The following is a 16,306-nucleotide window of genomic DNA, read 5'->3' as shown; positions in this document are numbered from 1 at the left end:
ATTCACTTGGGTAAATCTAAAGGTTCTGAAAGAAGAATAGTAATTTATTCTAATAAGAACGATAAAAAGCAAATCAAAATAGTAGAAATTGTAAGTAATAGAAAAAAAGAATTAATTGTAGTAGGTGGTTTTTATGTAGAGAAAAGAACTCGTCCGCTAGATGTCACTAAAAGCCCCCTAGCTGAACGTCCGAAACGAGAACGAGGATTTAGTATAAGTATAGAAAATAATTTTTTAATGGTCAATAAGGTATATTACGTTTTCGGTTATATTAAACCAATCTAATTTAAACAATTCATATTATTCAAATATTCCGAACCTCTATAAATAGTATTGACGTCATATCTTGGTGGTATCATAAAAATATATCTTTACAAGGAGAACATTATGAGTAAAGAAATTTTCGTATCATTTGGAATTGACGTAGATGCCGTTGCAGGTTGGCTCGGCTCTTATGGTGGAGAGGACTCTCCTGATGATATCTCACGCGGTCTTTTTGCTGGTGAGGTTGGTTCATTAAGATTGCTTGACCTTTTCGCAAAACACGGTCTTACAACTACGTGGTTTATTCCAGGTCACTCTGTCGAGACTTTTCCTAATCAGATGGCTGAGGTTGTGAAAGCTGGGCATGAGGTTGGTATGCATGGATATAGTCATGAGAATCCTATTGCCATGACACGTGAGCAAGAGCAGGCAGTTTTAGATAAATGCTTTGATTTAATCAAAGAACTATCGGGTAAAGCACCTACTGGCTATGTCGCTCCATGGTGGGAGTTTAGTAATGTCACAAACGAGCTTTTACTTGAAAAAGGCATTAAATACGACCATAGTTTGATGCATAACGACTTTACTCCATACTATGTTCGCGTAGGGGATAAATGGACGAAAATCGACTATAGCCAAGATGCAGAATCATGGATGAAACCTCTAGTACGTGGCACTGAATCGGATTTAATTGAAATTCCTGCTAGCTGGTATCTTGATGATCTTCCACCTATGATGTTCATTAAAAAATCTCCAAATAGCCATGGTTTTGTAAATCCACGTGATATCGAGGACATGTGGCGTGACCAGTTCGACTGGGTATACGAGAATATGGATTATGCAGTATTTCCAATCACAATCCACCCAGACGTATCAGGTCGTCCACAAGTGCTTTTAATGTTAGATCGCCTTATCAAGCATATGAAATCACACGATGGCGTTAAGTTCGTTACGATGAATGAAATCGCAGACGATTTCGCTAAAAGATGTCCTCGTAAGAAATAATTAGACTCATGTGCGGGGATATTTATCCTCGCACAATCAAATTTTATGTGCGGACTTTGTGGCCTTATAGCTGAGATTACAGATTGGACAGACTCTTTGCCTAATGAGCTTCCACGTAGGCAGGAGAGGTACAAACGCATTGCCATCATAAATAAGATATTAAAACCATGCCATGTGCAAGTTTCAGATTCGCAGGGCGTAAATTATCTTGTAGAGAGCCTCACGGGCAAACGCGATATCGCAAATGGATTGCAGGAGCTGTGGGACAAGGTCGCATCCATAAACCCAAATTTTGATATTCTCGACGAGTCGTATCTTAGAAAACTCGATGCACACTAATTCTTCAGAACGAATACCGATTCATGTCATTACGGGCTTTCTGGGAAGCGGAAAGACGACATTTATTCGAAAAATTCTCGAGCACGATAAAAACAGCGAAACGCTTGTGTTGGTCAATGAGTTGGGCGAGATCGGGCTCGATAATTTGCTCGTCGAACAGGTATGCGATAACACTTATTTGCTAGCATCTGGCTGCGTGTGCTGTACAGTACTGACGGATGTAAAGGACACCTTGCTTAAGGTCTTGGCCGATAAAAAAGCGGGTAAGATTGCTCCTTTTAAAAATATCATTATCGAAACAACGGGTCTCGCAAACCCCGCATCAATGCTTAATACATTAAGTTTTGATACGCATCTTAAGAGTCGATTTGCAGTCCATGGTATGACATGTCTTATTGATGGCACTTTGGCAATGTCCCAGCATTCCATCCACCCTGAATGGCTTCCACAGGTCATTGCCAGCAATAAGTGGGTGTTGTCTAAGTGTGATTTGATTGGATCTGAAGAAGAATTGAATGTTAGAAATTTTGTTGAATTAGTTGGCTCGACAGGTGTATGGATAGAACCTGAGACACTTGTTGATACTTCAAATTTGTTTGCTCTTGAATATATGAGAACAGAGTTTCTTAATTTGCCCTTTAGCACTGAAGGATTTAAAACTCACAAGGATACACAAACGGGAGTGATTGTTTTTAATGACTACGTAGATTGGACTTTGTTTGGTTTGTGGCTCAATATTTTGTTAAAGCAATATGGTGAATCTATACTTAGAATTAAGGGTATGTTGTATCTAACAGGGCAGGAAAAACCTGTGTTTTTACATGGTGTTCAACATTGCCTCTATCCGCCTGAGCATTTAGAGCATCCTCTTTGGGATGACGGAAAATCAAGACTATTATTTATTTGCAGAGGAATTGAGATAGAGAAAATTAAAAAGTCTGCTCAAATATTTATGAATTTAATTAAGGAGAAATCATGAAATACATGACTATGAATCGTTTTAAAATCCATTCTAAATATGAAAATGAATATCCAGGAATTTGGGACGAATCTTATAAAAATATTGATTCGGTGCGAGGCTTGGTGGATTTTAAATTATTAAAATTAGATAAAGAATTGGACGGAGATATAGTGGTCTTCGCCTCGTGCAGTGTCTGGGAGAGTAAAGAGGCGTTTGAAGCTTGGAAGATTTCAGAGAATTATAAAGAGATGCATAAATCCATACCTTTAAATAAACATATGTATGCGGAACATCCTATTATGGAGGCATTTGAGGTTGTGTTGGGGTAGCAGGGGAGACTGAAGGGGCTCAGGCAAATTTTATTAGTGTAAAAATTCATCCTTGCATTTATTGCCGCACCCAAGTAAGCACGCAAAAAAAGCCCCTCAGGAACTCGTCTCTGAGGGGAAGGGTACAAATTTGATTTATAGGTAAATTCTGTATTTATTTGATCGTGTAAAGTTAATGTTTAAGGCCTTCGCATCCGCTTCATTCAACGCATCCGCTTCATTCAACGCATCCGCATCGCACCTATCACCCACACAAACCATCGCCGAAATCCGCAAAGTCCATCGCCTCTTTGCGAATCTCGTGTGGTAAATTCTTATGCTTTGTTAAAAGCCTTAAGAATAGAGTTCATTTTTTTAGAAGCTTCAGTCTCTTTTGGTTGTAAGTTGCTAGCAACTTTCTTAGGCTCTTTCACTTCAACATTTTCGCTTGAATTTGATTCTGCTTTCGTCGCATCTGATCTAGCACTCAAGCCGTTTTGAGTAGCGAATAAGGCACTACTTTGAGCGGCATCCACATCAGAAATATTCGGTTTTTGTGTAACGCTATAAGTCACAGCAAGTCCAGAAACCGCACCAGTTGCATTAACTGAAGGAGTAATTTTTACGCGAATATCAAAATAGTCTTGAATTTGACCTACAGGGAAAATAAAGAATTTTTGAGCTGATTCTGTATCAGAATTTTGAGTAGATACAACATAGCGAATGTTTTTGCGTGCCATCGCTTTTTTAAACCACTGAAATAATTGGAATTTATTGATGGCAATGCTCCCGCCTACATTCCCTGACGCTAAATTGCGAAATACTTCTGGTTTAGAAAGATAATTGATAAGACCCTCAAACCATTTTGCTTGAGCTGGCTCTAGCGATTTAGAAAGTTCAAAATTAGTGTTAGTTGAGTTAGGTACAAGTTCAAATTTATCCGATTGAGTATGCGGTAGTTTGCACTCTATATATGAACTTTTTCCGTTAACAAATTTGATATCGCTTACAGAAGAACATCCTCCGCCTAAAAGGTCAAAGAATTTGCCGTAAGTTTTGTTTAAATGCTCTGCACATTTACGTTTAAATTGAATGCTGTTTTCGATAGCCATAAATCCCTCCACAAGATAATACAAATTGTATTGTTATAACGTTACACTCTTATTAAAGATAATTTAATTATCTGTATATTCAGTATGTTACCTTTAATATAAATGCAAAATCATTGCCATAATGGCAGCTAACTACCGCTCAATTTCTTTTAACAAAAGAAAAGGCCATATACGTACTTCGTACATGGCCTTACATCAAATCTTAATTTAAATAATAAATTATTGAAGCTTATCTAACTTAACGCAACTTTCTTTATCTCCTAAATCGCAAGCTTTTTTATACCAAATTTTAGCGGTATCTACATCTTTCTTAACACCACGGCCATCTTCATAAAGAAGAGCGATATTGTACATAGCTGCAAGTTCGCCTTGATTTGCCGCTGCCTTATACCAAGTCATAGCAGCCGCATAGTCTTGCTTAGTTCCAGTCCCTGTGTCATATAGAAATCCTAAATTTGTTTGAGCGGATCTATCGCCTTGATGAGCAGCTTTTGTATACAATTCAAAAGCCTTTTCTGGATTTTTTTCTACTCCCTTACCGAACTCATATGCTTCGCCCAACTTAAATTGAGAGCGTGCATCCCCCTCAACTGCCTTCTGCTCTAATGTGGCAATGTCCACGTCTTCAGCCCAGCTTACATTTGATACAGCCAAAGCCATAGCTACACTAAATACTATCTTTTTAATCATCACTTTCTCTCCTGTTAGTGGATTCTTAATATTAAATCTTGAAAGTTACAATTTATGATGCTGTAGCTTTGTTTGCCTCTTTAGCTTTTTTCTCTTCTTCTGCTTTTTTCTTAGCCTCAGATTCCTTTTGAATCTTCTCCTTAACCCTATCTAGTCCTTTGCAAGCAGATTCAAATTTACTGTCACAAGCGAGTTGATACCAAGTAGTTGCGTTTTTGAAATTCTTAGTAGTGCCTTTACCATTCTCATATAAAGCACCTACATTATATTGAGCAATAGGGTCATTTTTCTGAGCTGCTTTTTTGTACCACTCCATGGCCTCATCATAGTCGTGATCAATTCCATCACCTTTCTCGTACAAATACCCTAAATTCCTCTGAGCCAGAACATGTCCAGCATTTGCAGCTTTCTCATACCATTCTTTGGCTTTTTTCGCATCCTTATCCGTACCTCGACCATACTGATAACATAAGCCTAAATTGAACATAGCGGAAACATTGCCAGCGGTAGCAGCGGTTTCAAATAAGTCGCGTGCTTTAGTGGCATTAGGCTCTACGCCCCAGCCTTTCTGATACATGTACCCCAAATTATAAATAGCCTCAGGAAAGCCTTTTGTAGAGGCCTTCTCAAAATTCTCGAAAGCCTTTTTATAATCCTTATCTACGCCTAGGCCCATCAAATACATATACCCCAAATTATTCAAAGCATGAACAAAACCCTGAGCGGCCGATTTCTCGTACCATTGCACGGATTGGGTATAATTTTTAGTCACACCTTCACCCTTAAAATACATATAACCCAGCTCAAACTGATAATGAGCATCTCCCTTATTCGCTCTCTCTTCAATTGTCCCTAGTGGCAATGCACTCGCTTTCTCTCCCCCTTGGCTTTCTGTCGAATTCTGATTTGTACTCGCATTCGTATTTGTATTTGCTGCAGGGGTGTTGCTTTGATTTGAAAAGCCGTTTTGTAGGCTACTTGCGTTGTTGTTTTGTGCTGAAGCTGGGTTGGACTGAGCCAAAGTAGGTAGGGCTACAAAAGCACAAGTAAGAGTGAATATAGAAGTAAGGAGAGGGTTCATAGTGAGCTCCAATTGCTTCGGGGGGCTGCGGTGTCCTACGGGACTGACAATGTCCCTTCGTCCACCTCCGCTACAGTACCAAGTGGTTACAGGGTATGTTTATTATACAGGAGAGGGAGATAGTTCAACTGGGGAGGTCAAGGGTGTGGAATTTTAAGGGGTGGGGTGAGTTCAGCGGTGTGGCGATTTGGTGATTTAAAGGGTGGGGGTGAGTTCATCAGGGGGGCTTCGGTGTACTTCGGGACTGACAATGTCCCTTCGTCCACCTCCGCTACAGTACCAAGTGGTTACGGTGTAGGGTTTTAATGGATATCGGTTAAAGTCCAACTGGGGAGGTCAAGGGTGTTGAATTTTAGGAGGTGGGGTGAGTTCTGCGAGGGTGGCGATTTGTTGATTTAAAGGGTGGGGGTAAGTTCATCAGGGGGCTTCGGTGTTCTTCGGGACTGACAATGTCCCTTCGTCCACCTCCGCTGGGGGCCTAGGAGTTAAGGTGTGTTTTTTGCCGGAAAGGGAGATAGTTCAACTGGGTCAGGGACATGAGATACTCACAATAATTTTCTCTGTATAAATGAGTGATAAAAATTTTGCAAAATAGTTCTGATCTAATAATTTAAATTTTTAAAAAATAAATTAGAATTTTACAAATAAAGAATAAGAATCTAAATTTTTCAGAGAGCTTAATATGGAAAATGTACTTAAAGCTATAGACAATTTCAATTCTAAAAGGGATTGGAAAAAATTTCATTCTCCTGAAAATCTTGCTAAATCAATATCTATCGAAGCCGCTGAGTTATTAGAGATCTTCCTATGGAATTCTAAAGTTATCGACGAAGAACATTTAAAAGAAGAACTAGCTGATGTTCTTATCTATTGTTTAGACATGGCATTAAGTTTAAATATTGATCCTGAAAAAATAATATTAGATAAATTAAACAAAAATTCAATCAAATATCCATTAGATGAGAGTCAACTATGATTGTTTATACAGCTGATAAGAATCAATTTCGTTATGATTTTTTAAATGGAAAGCTTATTTCAAGTATACAAAGTGCACTTAGGGCTAATAGGATAGGATACGGTTTATCTGAAATAAGTTCATGGCACTCTTCTTTAAGTTATATGGATAGAGTCATTGAAGATAAGGATATACCAGATAATGCTGGTGTGGCAATCGAGTACGTTATTCCTGGTAATTCAAAAAGGTTAGATTTTCTAATTTCTGGTTATGACCAAAATAATAAGTCTAACTTAGTAATTATTGAGCTAAAGCAGTGGGAAAAAGCAAAAGTAGATCCCTACAAAAAGGATGTAGTAACTACATACGTTGGTGGTGGAGAAAGACAAGTAGCTCATCCTTCCTATCAAGCATACAGTTATGGGAGATTGCTTTACGATTTTTGTGAAGTTGTTAGGTCCAAACCAGTAAATATAAAAACTTGTGCTTTTTTGCATAATTATCTGCTAGAAGAAAATGACCCCATTATTAATCCAGAATATTCTGATGTAATTAATTCATCACCTTTATACGGTTCTACAGATGCTACAAATCTCAGAAACTATATAAAAGATAGCATTAAAAAGGGGGATAATATACAAATAATTCATGATATTGATTCTGGAAAAATACGTCCATCAAAATCCTTGCAAGATTCTATTTCGAGTATGCTCGAAGGCAATGAAGAGTTTGTTCTAATTGATGAACAAAAAGTTGCTTTTGAAAGAGCATTAAACCTAGCTGAAAAATGTATTGAAGATGGTAGAAAAAGGACTTTAGTTGTTCAGGGAGGTCCAGGCACTGGGAAATCTGTAGTAGCTATCAGATTATTAGCAGAGTTCATTAATGAAGGGCTAAATACTAGATACATTACCAAGACTTCTGCTACTAGGTATGTGTACCAATCAATATTGATGGGTAATAAAAGAAATATTGGTGTAGGAAATTTATTCGTTTCTTCTGGTTCTTTTCATACTGTAGTTAAAGATTATTTAGATGTTGCAATCGTTGATGAATCGCATAGGTTGGTATTGAGGTCAGGAATATTTCAAAACTTGGGAGAGAACCAAGTTCAAGAAATTATTAGAGCTTCAAAATTTAGTGTGTTTTTTATAGACGAAAATCAAATTGTACATGCTAATGATGTTGGGACTATAAAAGAAATAGAAGCTTCATGTCGAAGAGAAAATTCAGAAATTTTTTATGATGAACTACCAACTCAATTTAGATGTAACGGCTCAGATGGCTATTTATCATGGCTGGATGACTTGTTGCAGATTAAGAAAACAGCTAATCCAATTTTTGAAGCGGATTATAACTATGATTTTGATGTGGTTGATAGTCCAAATGAATTGTTTAATTGGGTTAAACAAAAAAACGCCATAAGAAACCGTTCAAGGTTACTGGCTGGATATTGCTGGAATTGGAAATCAAAATCTGATCCTTCAGTTAGTGATATTGTTTTTGATGATTTCGCTATGCAGTGGAATTTTAATAATACTAATACATGGGCTATAGACCCTGAATCTATAGATCAAATTGGATGTATACATACTTCACAGGGTTTGGAATTTGATTATGTAGGTGTAATTATTGGAGATGATTTAAGATTCGAAAATAGTACTGTCATAACTGATTTTGAAAAGCGGGCTAATTCTGACCAATCTCTTCGAGGTTTAAAAACTAAAGCTCGGGAAGAAATCAATAAATCAACATTTGGTGAGGCTTCTAAAAAAATAGATTCAATTATTAGAAATACATATAGAACTCTTATGACTAGGGGTATGAAAGGCTGTAGGGTTTACTGTACAGATAAAAATCTTGCTAATTACTTTAAATTTAGGTTGGGTAGATATAAAGCTACAAGTCAAGATGTTTATGAAACACTTAAAGTGGCGGAAAATAAAGCGCCAAAATATATTATTGATGAGTAATCAACCCTCTTGGGGGCCTCTTAATCGCCCCCATCAATCATTCAAAGCGTCGTTCGATGATTTCGCTTTTGACGGGTTTGGTGTAGAGGCTCACTATTATTGCCACGTTTATAATTATGTCATAGGCGTTATAAAGGGGGGGTGCCATGAGAAAACTTTTAATCGTAGTCGATTTTCAAAAAGACTTTGTGGACGGTGCTCTAGGCTTTGAAGGAGCGGAAAATTTAGTCGGTATTATTGAGAGTAAAATTCTCGATTATGAAAAAAATGGCTACGATATTCTGTTTACTTTAGACACTCATGGCCCCAACTATTTACAAACAATGGAGGGCAAATATTTGCCCGTCCCTCACGTGATCAAAGGCACTGAAGGTCACGAAATTTTTAGCCGAATTCGGGAGTATTCTCATCGTCATCCTTGTATCGAGAAGGGTACTTTTGGTTCGGCTAAGCTTATGGATATTCTTCGTGAACGCGAATTTTATGATGAGATTGAGTTATGCGGACTAGTGAGTAATATCTGTGTGATATCAAATGCTGTTATCGCTAAGGCGGCTAGTCCTGAGAGTCGCATATTTGTAGATAGTCGAGCTACTGATTCTTACGATAAAGAGATGCAAAGTAAGTGCTTTGATGTTATGCGAAATTTACATATTGAAGTAATTTAATTTAAAGCGGAATAAGAAATTCTCTTTATGTATAATGCATGATTTTTAGGCCTTTGTATGCAGGCAGTAAAGATCTCTCAATTTTTAAATTCACATAAGCTATCAGCATTTCAAATACGAATTTTTCTTATCACATTTTTCATCGCCTTTTTTGATGGGTATGATACGGCCGCAATCGGGTACATTGCCCCAAGTCTGATAACTGAGTGGGGTATTGAAAAATCGGCTCTTGCTCCAGTATTAAGTGCAGCTTTATTCGGCTTAGCATTAGGTGCAGTTTCTTTTGGGCCGATAGCAGATAGGGTTGGTCGCAGATGGACTCTTATTGTTGCTGTGTTTTTATTTGCTGTGGGGGCAATTGTATCGGCATTTTCTACTTCTTTGTATGAGCTTGAAATTCTTCGATTTATCACAGGAATTGGCTTAGGTGCGGCTATGCCTAATGCAGTAACTTTGCTATCCGAATATTCTCCGCCACAACGCCGTGCCTTTATCGTAAACACTATGTTTTGTGGCTTTCCATTGGGTATTGCTTTAGGTGGTTTTATCGCATCATTGCTTATTCCATACTATGGCTGGCAATCTATATTGATTCTAGGCGGTGCAGTTCCTTTGATATTAGTGCTGCTTATGGTGTTTTTGCTTCCTGAGTCAGTAAACTTCTTGATTGTGAAAGGTGCTCCGAAATCACGTATTCATGGGATTCTTAAGAATATAGATAAAAATTTGAGTGAAGAATCGGAATATGTTGGAGAGGCGGGAGCATTGCCATCAAGCAAAGGACGAGGTGTTAAGGTCGTGTTATCCAAACACTATTTTCTAGGCTCTATTTTGCTATGGATAACATATTTTATGGGACTCGTTTTATTTTACGGGGTTATCAATTGGATGCCTACTTTATTCCGCGAAATCAATATGTCTCAAGGAACCGCATCCACAGTTACGGGATTATTCGCTGTCGGAGGGCTAGGAGCCATCGGAAGCGGGTGGTTAATGGATAGATATAATCAGCGAAAAATTCTCGCTTTAATGTGCTTTTTATCTTTTGTTGGAGTCGCATTAATTGGATATGTTGTGCATCAACCATTAGTGATACTTATCTCAGTGATATTGATTTCAGGCGTGATTATGAATACGGCACAGTCTTCATTGCCAGCTTTGGCAGCAGGATTTTTTCCTACAGAAGGCCGTACCACAGGCGTTTCATGGATGCTAGGTATTGGTAGATTTGGTGGCATTTTTGGGTCGTTTTTAGTCGCAGCTCTGGTCGCTAGGGGATTTAGTGTAGCCGAGATTTTCTATGTACTTTCCGTCCCAGCTTTGATTCAGGCGATTTGTTTATGGATTAAAAATCTGGTATATCGTTAGAGGGGAAGGAAGTCTCTGCTTTAGTAATGGAGGCGGCTGCGGGGGCATTGTTAGAGGAAAAAGTGCATAAAATGGACAACATGCCTACCCTAGGGGCAGAAGACTTTGCATTCTTTTTGCAGGCCGTGCCTGGGTGTTATTTTTTCGTTGGCAATGGTCTCGATTCCGAATATCTGCACAACGAAAAATACGACTTTCGTGACGAGAATATAGAAGTAGCGGCAAGTGTTTTTGTACAAGTGGCTAAGCATTATTGTGGGAGATAATATGAGCTTTAATGAGAAATTTTTTAAGTCATATTCAAGTAAATTATTTAATGCTAGATTTAGCCGTCAGCTGGTAGGATCTATAGAGAAGACATCTGGAATTGATTGGGATAACTTAGATATATTTGAAAGCGAGGACGCAGCCTACAAAATACAAGAGTATGTTACCGCTAGGAATCTTCAATATGGTCTCAAAATTGTTGGAAGAAAAATTGGCTTAACTTCAAAGGTGATTCAGAAAAAATTTAATTTCTCTTCTCCGATTTCAGGATTTATTTTTGACAATGATGTATTTGGAACCAATAATACATTTGACCTTAGGTATTGGGAAAATCCGCTTATTGAGGGTGAAATAGCGGTTGTCCTAAAGAGGGATTTGAATAAAGAGAGAATCACAATTGTAGATATTATCAATGCGATTGATTATGTTCTACCAGCTATAGAAATAGTCGATAGTCGCTACGAAGGCGGTGTTCAGGGTGTATACGATATCATCGCAGATAATTCTTCAAACGCTGGAGTAGTACTAGGTGCTAGGCCTGTTAGATTTTCTGATGCTGACCTGGAAAATTGCAAAATGAATATGATGTGTGATGGCGATATTGTTTCAAGTGGGTATGGTCGCGATTGTTTAAGACATCCTCTAAATGCTCTTATCTGGCTAGCAAATTTTATGGTCAGTCGTGAAAATCCGCTTCAATCAGGGGAATTCATAATTACTGGGGCATTAGGACCTGCGGTTAAGGTTGAAGCAGGTAAAAAATTTACAGTGAGTATAGATGGAATAGGGGGAGTTTCAGCAAATTTTGGGTGACGGGTGGTTTTTAATCTAGGGCTTTGCTTTGTAGAATTTTATACATGTCGTGAATAACCTCAATTCCATTAATACGGGATTTAAGAATAATTTTTTCACTTTTAGAAGATTTGGACTTTAGAAGATTTTCTAGTCTACTTTTGTGGCTGGCTATAGATTGCCTAGCTTCATCATATGGGAGTCCGTTTTTTCTATTTTTAGGTTTTTGATAAGCTTCATTTACAATTTTGTAATCGGATTTATTTTTTACACAATTTAAATTTTCATTAATTATTTTCAAATCAAATAATGCCTCCTTTAAGCTACTTTTCATGATTTTAGTGTTAGCATGTTTTTCAAAATCGTTTTTGATTATTTGATATTCATTATTTAGAATTAAACTAATGTCTTTTTCATCTATTGATAAATGCAAAACTTTATTTATAGAACCTCTAACTAAGTCTAAAATTAAAAAAGTTTCTGTGTTTTGCAGTAAGTCGATATATTGGCTTTCAATTAACACTAATGATTGAATACTGTCCTTCATCCTTAATACTTAAATCCCTGTTTATCAAAAAACTCTTCACCATATACATCTTTGATGTATTTAACATTTCCAGGTGTAAGTTTGACCTTTTTTAACCAACCCCAAAAACTTTCCTTATCATTAGCCTTGATAGCTTCATAAGCCTCGCATAAATAAAGGAATTCCATATTAGGTTTTGGATTAAGAATTTCATGTTTGCGTTCTGCTGATAGATAGCTTTTAGGTTCGTTCATTGTTTTCTCCCTTCATATGTAAAACATAACGCATTTTGATTTTAACTAAAAGAGGTGGGATAAATTTGTCCAGTTAATAATCTAGGGAAATCACGAACTTTTTTTATTAGTTTGCTCTGATATCATTCCTGTAATTTAATAAATAGAGCGAGCAAAATGAGTACATTAAACGTAGGAGTTTTCCAAACTTTAGCCCTAGCAGTAATCAGTATCTATCTTGGTGAGTATCTACTCAAAAAATTTCCAATTTTTAGAAAATACTGTATTCCAGCAGCAGTAGTTGGTGGCTCTCTTATAGCCATCATAACTACAATTCTACATAGTCTAGATTTAATTACGTTTAACTTTGACTATAAAGCGATGAACACATTTTTTTACAACGTATTTTTTGCGGCTATGGGTTTATCAGCTAGCTTAAATCTTTTAAAACGGGGTGGCAAACTTGTTTTAATTTTTTCAATATTAGCGGCTGTATTGGCAGTTCTTCAAAATGTCCTTGCACTATTTGTAGGTGATGCGATGGGTATGAATCCTCTAGTTGCTTTAATGGCAGGATCAACACCATTGACAGGTGGGCACGGTAATTCTGCGAGTTTCGGTCCTGTTGCTGAAAGCATGGGCGGAGTAGGGGCAGTAGAGGTTGCAGTCGCTGCAGCTACATTTGGCCTGGTTGCAGGTTGTATTATGGGTGGTCCTATCGGACGTCGTTTGATTGAGAAGCATGGTTTGAAAGCATCGGGTAGTGAGATTGTGACGCACACAGATGCTGTTCAAAATTTGGTTAGTCAAAAACGTGCACTTACAGCATTTTTTGCTCTATTAATTGCCTGCGGTATTGGTCAAACTTTGTTTTTTATATTTAAAGAACTAATGCCTGATGTAAATCTTCCAATTCACGTAATGAGTATGTTTGGTGGCATCATTGTTCGTTTTGTACTTGATGCAAGAAAGGGAGATCATCAAGCACTTTATGAAAGTATTGATATAGTTGGAGCTATTGCATTGTCGGTATTCGTTTCATTATCGATAATTACTATGAAACTTTGGCAATTAGCAGATCTAGCAATTCCTCTAATTACAATATTGGCTTTGCAATTAGTGCTTATTTATTTATTTGTAATGTTTATAACTTATCGTATGTGCGGAAAAAACTATGATAGTGCTGTAATTGCGGTAGGGCATTCAGGTTTTGGTTTAGGGGCAGTTCCAGTATCCATGGCCACTATGACATCTGTTTGCTCGAAATACGGAAACTCGAAAATCGCTTTTTTTATAGTGCCACTAATTGGCGGATTTATAAGTAATATCACAAACGCTATAGCGATAACATTCTTCCTAAATGTAGCTAAAGGCATGATGTAAAAGTGATATCAAAATAAGTTCCAAAATAAAAACCCAGTTCTTTCGTAGAGCTGGGTTTTTTATCACTTGTTATGCGTTAAATTTAACTAGCTTTCTGGGCATCAATTACTGCAAGAGCAGTTAAATTCACAATTCTGCGAGTGGTTGAGCTAGTAGTCATGATATGCACTGGCTTACGTGCACCTAAGAGAATAGGGCCCATCGTAATACCATTTCCACTAGTCATTTTTAAAAGATTATAAGAAATATTTCCCGCTTCTAAGTTAGGCATAATCAACAAATTCGCCGCCCCTGTCAATGTACTGTTCGGACATGCCTCTAAACGAATCCTCTGATTCAAAGCAGCATCAGCATGCATCTCGCCGTCAATTTCAAGGTCAGGATTTTTTGTGCGTACAATCTCCAAAGCCTCAGCCATTTTGCGAGCATTAGCATTTGTGCGGCTACCAAAGTTCGATGTAGCCAGTAGAGCCACCTTAGGCACAATACCGAAGCGTCGCATCTCCTCAGCCGCCATCAATGTAATCTCCGCAACTGTATCCGCATCAGGATCTACGTTCACCTGCGTATCCGCAAGGAATAGAGTTTCGTTAGGCATAATAATTACATTCATAGTCGCAAAATGCTTGCATCCATCACGCAATCCAATAATATCGCGAACATATGCAAGTTGATTATCCCAACGCGAAGAGATACCGCATATCATCGCATCCACAATCCCAAGATCAAGCAATAGCGTGCCAAGTAGCGTATTATGCTTGCGAACAATAGCCTTTGCGATTGCAGGGGTCACACCTTTGCGATTATTGAGTTTCAGATAGCGCTTCCACGCATCTTCATAATAGTCGTGGTCATCAGGATTAATGATAAAGAAATTTTGACCATCCTGAAGACGCAATCCATGTTTTTCGATTTGCTCTTGAATTTTATGCGGACGTCCCACAATATATGGGATGGCAATGCCCTCGTCCACAATCGTCTGAGCTGCTCTAATCACACGGTGATCCTCTCCATCAGCAAAAATCACTCTTTTCGGCTCATCTTTTGCAAGTTTAAATAGGGGTTGCATCAGATGACCAGAGCGATATACATGCTCGAGCAATTTATCGCGATACTCTTCCAAATCCTCAATTGGCTTGCGTGCAACTCCAGATTCCATCGCAGCCTTAGCCACAGCTGGAGCCACTTTTACGATTAGTCTCGGATCGAATGGCTTAGGAATAATATATTCAGGCCCAAAATTCAAATCTTGCCCCTCATATGCCGTCGCAACCTCATCGCTAAGCTCAGCCTGAGCAAGGTCCGCAATCGCATATACGCAAGCCTGCTTCATTTCTTCATTTATCGAAGTTGCCCCTACATCCAAAGCCCCACGGAAAATAAATGGGAAGCAAAGTACATTATTTACTTGATTAGGATAATCAGATCTCCCTGTGGCAATGATTACGTCAGGACGCGCTGCTTTAGCTTCTTCAGGCGTAATTTCAGGGTCAGGGTTTGCAAGTGCGAGAATTAAAGGGTTCTCAGCCATTGTTTTAACCATCTCAGGTTTTAATACACCTTTAGCAGAACATCCTAAAAATGCATCGGCCCCAACAATCACATCTGCCAATGTTCTTGCATCTGTTTTTTGTGCATAACGTGCTTTTGATGGATCCATTTTTTCGTCACGACCTTCGTAAATAACTCCTTTAGAGTCGCAAACGTATATGTTTGAACGATTTAACCCTAAATTAACCATTAAGTCTAGACAAGCAATAGCTGCAGCACCAGCCCCAGATACGACCATTTTGATTTGTGAAATGTCTTTATTTACTAGCTTAAGACCATTTATTAAAGCTGCGGATGAAATAATTGCTGTACCATGTTGATCATCATGAAATACAGGGATATTCATTCGTTCACGAAGTTTTTTCTCAATATAAAAACATTCAGGTGCTTTTATATCCTCAAGATTTACTCCGCCTAAAGTTGGTTCGAGTGCAGCAATAATATCCACTAATTTGTCTGGGTCATTTTCGGCAAGTTCAATATCGAAAACATCGATATTAGCGAACTTTTTGAATAGACAGCCTTTTCCTTCCATTACAGGTTTAGAAGCTAGTGGTCCAATATTACCTAAACCTAGAACAGCGGTACCGTTAGAGATTACTCCTACTAAATTTGCTCTTGAAGTATATTTAGCAGCGGCTGATTCGCCTTGTTCATAAATTTCCATACAAGCATGGGCAACGCCTGGAGAATATGCAAGCGATAAATCATCTTGATTAGCCATACTTTTAGTAGGAACAACGGAAATTTTTCCTGGAATTGGTAATTCGTGGTAGAGTAGTGCAGATTTTTTTGAGTCAATGGACATTAATAATTCCTGTGTAATTATT

Annotated in this window: 19 protein-coding genes; 12 read left to right on the top strand and 7 right to left on the bottom strand. The window is 38.0% G+C overall.

Features of this window, described 5'->3' with window-relative positions:
- Positions 1-6: 6 nt before the first annotated feature.
- The 5 genes from T432_RS0103695 (at position 7) to T432_RS0103675 (ending at position 2,898) form a co-directional block, all read left to right on the top strand.
- Complete coding sequence (locus T432_RS0103695; RefSeq protein WP_028884235.1) at positions 7-285, top strand: hypothetical protein; 279 nt, start codon at positions 7-9, stop codon at positions 283-285.
- Between the two features lie 102 nt (positions 286-387).
- Entirely contained in the window at positions 388-1,269 is an 882-nt protein-coding gene (locus tag T432_RS0103690; RefSeq protein WP_015551368.1) for a polysaccharide deacetylase family protein, read from the top strand.
- A gap of 45 nt (positions 1,270-1,314) precedes the next feature.
- Positions 1,315-1,608: a hypothetical protein gene (locus tag T432_RS0103685; protein WP_028884234.1), complete on the top strand. Its 294-nt coding sequence runs from the start codon at positions 1,315-1,317 to the stop codon at positions 1,606-1,608.
- Complete coding sequence (locus T432_RS0103680) at positions 1,598-2,587, top strand: CobW family GTP-binding protein (RefSeq protein WP_028884233.1); 990 nt, start codon at positions 1,598-1,600, stop codon at positions 2,585-2,587. The genes T432_RS0103685 and T432_RS0103680 overlap by 11 nt, the downstream gene beginning before the upstream one ends.
- Positions 2,584-2,898 (top strand): antibiotic biosynthesis monooxygenase family protein, encoded by a 315-nt coding sequence (locus T432_RS0103675; protein WP_028884232.1) that lies wholly within the window; start codon positions 2,584-2,586, stop codon positions 2,896-2,898. The genes T432_RS0103680 and T432_RS0103675 overlap by 4 nt, the downstream gene beginning before the upstream one ends.
- Positions 2,899-3,033: 135 nt before the next feature.
- Here T432_RS0103675 and T432_RS08480 read toward each other — a convergent pair whose 3' ends face one another.
- The 4 genes from T432_RS08480 to T432_RS0103660 form a co-directional block, all read right to left on the bottom strand.
- A complete protein-coding gene (locus T432_RS08480) occupies positions 3,034-3,174 on the bottom strand; it encodes a hypothetical protein (protein ID WP_156026333.1) in 141 nt (46 codons plus the stop codon).
- Positions 3,175-3,212: 38 nt separating this feature from the next.
- The gene (locus tag T432_RS0103670) at positions 3,213-3,989 is read right to left on the bottom strand and encodes a PDDEXK family nuclease (RefSeq protein ID WP_028884231.1); all 777 of its coding nucleotides are present in this window, start codon (positions 3,987-3,989) and stop codon (positions 3,213-3,215) included.
- 219 nt (positions 3,990-4,208) lie between these two features.
- A complete protein-coding gene (locus T432_RS0103665) occupies positions 4,209-4,679 on the bottom strand; it encodes a tetratricopeptide repeat protein (RefSeq protein ID WP_028884230.1) in 471 nt (156 codons plus the stop codon).
- A 52-nt stretch (positions 4,680-4,731) separates the two neighbouring features.
- Entirely contained in the window at positions 4,732-5,760 is a 1,029-nt protein-coding gene (locus T432_RS0103660) for a tetratricopeptide repeat protein (RefSeq protein WP_028884229.1), read from the bottom strand.
- A 682-nt stretch (positions 5,761-6,442) separates the two neighbouring features.
- Here T432_RS0103660 and T432_RS0103655 point away from each other — a divergent pair.
- The 6 genes from T432_RS0103655 (at position 6,443) to T432_RS0103630 (ending at position 11,804) form a co-directional block, all read left to right on the top strand.
- On the top strand, positions 6,443-6,736 hold the full coding sequence (locus tag T432_RS0103655) for a nucleotide pyrophosphohydrolase (protein WP_028884228.1): 294 nt from the start codon (positions 6,443-6,445) through the stop codon (positions 6,734-6,736).
- 143 nt (positions 6,737-6,879) lie between these two features.
- The gene (locus T432_RS0103650; RefSeq protein ID WP_248646268.1) at positions 6,880-8,688 is read left to right on the top strand and encodes a DUF2075 domain-containing protein; all 1,809 of its coding nucleotides are present in this window, start codon (positions 6,880-6,882) and stop codon (positions 8,686-8,688) included.
- A gap of 146 nt (positions 8,689-8,834) precedes the next feature.
- A complete protein-coding gene (locus tag T432_RS0103645; RefSeq protein WP_028884226.1) occupies positions 8,835-9,356 on the top strand; it encodes a cysteine hydrolase family protein in 522 nt (173 codons plus the stop codon).
- Between the two features lie 57 nt (positions 9,357-9,413).
- The gene (locus tag T432_RS0103640; protein WP_028884225.1) at positions 9,414-10,724 is read left to right on the top strand and encodes an MFS transporter; all 1,311 of its coding nucleotides are present in this window, start codon (positions 9,414-9,416) and stop codon (positions 10,722-10,724) included.
- Positions 10,725-10,750: 26 nt separating this feature from the next.
- Positions 10,751-10,990 carry a M20/M25/M40 family metallo-hydrolase gene (locus tag T432_RS0103635; RefSeq protein ID WP_028884224.1) on the top strand — a complete coding sequence of 80 codons (240 nt, stop codon included), beginning with the start codon at positions 10,751-10,753 and terminating at the stop codon, positions 10,988-10,990.
- A gap of 1 nt (position 10,991) precedes the next feature.
- Positions 10,992-11,804 carry a 2-keto-4-pentenoate hydratase gene (locus tag T432_RS0103630; protein WP_028884223.1) on the top strand — a complete coding sequence of 271 codons (813 nt, stop codon included), beginning with the start codon at positions 10,992-10,994 and terminating at the stop codon, positions 11,802-11,804.
- Between the two features lie 10 nt (positions 11,805-11,814).
- Here the strand turns inward: T432_RS0103630 and T432_RS0103625 are convergent, their stop codons facing one another.
- Positions 11,815-12,330, bottom strand: a complete 516-nt coding sequence (locus T432_RS0103625; RefSeq protein WP_014111644.1) for a hypothetical protein — start codon at positions 12,328-12,330, stop codon at positions 11,815-11,817.
- A 2-nt stretch (positions 12,331-12,332) separates the two neighbouring features.
- Positions 12,333-12,563, bottom strand: coding sequence for a hypothetical protein (locus T432_RS07910; RefSeq protein ID WP_014111643.1), 231 nt, complete (start codon positions 12,561-12,563; stop codon positions 12,333-12,335).
- Positions 12,564-12,719: 156 nt separating this feature from the next.
- On the opposite strand from T432_RS07910, the gene T432_RS0103615 reads away from it, so the two are divergent.
- On the top strand, positions 12,720-13,925 hold the full coding sequence (locus tag T432_RS0103615; RefSeq protein WP_028884222.1) for a sodium/glutamate symporter: 1,206 nt from the start codon (positions 12,720-12,722) through the stop codon (positions 13,923-13,925).
- A gap of 82 nt (positions 13,926-14,007) precedes the next feature.
- On the opposite strand, the gene T432_RS0103610 is transcribed toward T432_RS0103615, so the two are convergent.
- Positions 14,008-16,284 carry an NADP-dependent malic enzyme gene (locus tag T432_RS0103610; RefSeq protein WP_028884221.1) on the bottom strand — a complete coding sequence of 759 codons (2,277 nt, stop codon included), beginning with the start codon at positions 16,282-16,284 and terminating at the stop codon, positions 14,008-14,010.
- Between the last annotated feature and the right edge of the window lie 22 nt (positions 16,285-16,306).

The sequence above is a fragment of the Taylorella asinigenitalis ATCC 700933 genome, from assembly GCF_000687755.1.
Classification (GTDB): domain Bacteria; phylum Pseudomonadota; class Gammaproteobacteria; order Burkholderiales; family Burkholderiaceae_B; genus Taylorella; species Taylorella asinigenitalis.
The sequence above is the reverse complement of the archived record's forward strand: the minus strand, read 5'-3'. Positions and strand labels throughout refer to the sequence as shown.

Excerpts from the sequence above, each read along its gene's own strand:
- T432_RS0103690 (WP_015551368.1), top strand. The coding sequence starts at position 388 with ATGAGTAAAGAAATTTTCGTATCATTTGGAATTGACGTAGATGCCGTT.
- T432_RS0103685 (WP_028884234.1), top strand. The coding sequence starts at position 1,315 with ATGTGCGGACTTTGTGGCCTTATAGCTGAGATTACAGATTGGACAGAC.
- T432_RS0103680 (WP_028884233.1), top strand. The coding sequence starts at position 1,598 with ATGCACACTAATTCTTCAGAACGAATACCGATTCATGTCATTACGGGC.
- T432_RS0103675 (WP_028884232.1), top strand. The coding sequence starts at position 2,584 with ATGAAATACATGACTATGAATCGTTTTAAAATCCATTCTAAATATGAA.
- T432_RS0103670 (WP_028884231.1), bottom strand. The coding sequence starts at position 3,989 with ATGGCTATCGAAAACAGCATTCAATTTAAACGTAAATGTGCAGAGCAT.
- T432_RS0103665 (WP_028884230.1), bottom strand. The coding sequence starts at position 4,679 with ATGATTAAAAAGATAGTATTTAGTGTAGCTATGGCTTTGGCTGTATCA.
- T432_RS0103660 (WP_028884229.1), bottom strand. The coding sequence starts at position 5,760 with ATGAACCCTCTCCTTACTTCTATATTCACTCTTACTTGTGCTTTTGTA.
- T432_RS0103655 (WP_028884228.1), top strand. The coding sequence starts at position 6,443 with ATGGAAAATGTACTTAAAGCTATAGACAATTTCAATTCTAAAAGGGAT.
- T432_RS0103650 (WP_248646268.1), top strand. The coding sequence starts at position 6,880 with ATGGATAGAGTCATTGAAGATAAGGATATACCAGATAATGCTGGTGTG.
- T432_RS0103645 (WP_028884226.1), top strand. The coding sequence starts at position 8,835 with ATGAGAAAACTTTTAATCGTAGTCGATTTTCAAAAAGACTTTGTGGAC.
- T432_RS0103640 (WP_028884225.1), top strand. The coding sequence starts at position 9,414 with ATGCAGGCAGTAAAGATCTCTCAATTTTTAAATTCACATAAGCTATCA.
- T432_RS0103635 (WP_028884224.1), top strand. The coding sequence starts at position 10,751 with ATGGAGGCGGCTGCGGGGGCATTGTTAGAGGAAAAAGTGCATAAAATG.
- T432_RS0103630 (WP_028884223.1), top strand. The coding sequence starts at position 10,992 with ATGAGCTTTAATGAGAAATTTTTTAAGTCATATTCAAGTAAATTATTT.
- T432_RS0103625 (WP_014111644.1), bottom strand. The coding sequence starts at position 12,330 with ATGAAGGACAGTATTCAATCATTAGTGTTAATTGAAAGCCAATATATC.
- T432_RS07910 (WP_014111643.1), bottom strand. The coding sequence starts at position 12,563 with ATGAACGAACCTAAAAGCTATCTATCAGCAGAACGCAAACATGAAATT.
- T432_RS0103615 (WP_028884222.1), top strand. The coding sequence starts at position 12,720 with ATGAGTACATTAAACGTAGGAGTTTTCCAAACTTTAGCCCTAGCAGTA.
- T432_RS0103610 (WP_028884221.1), bottom strand. The coding sequence starts at position 16,284 with ATGTCCATTGACTCAAAAAAATCTGCACTACTCTACCACGAATTACCA.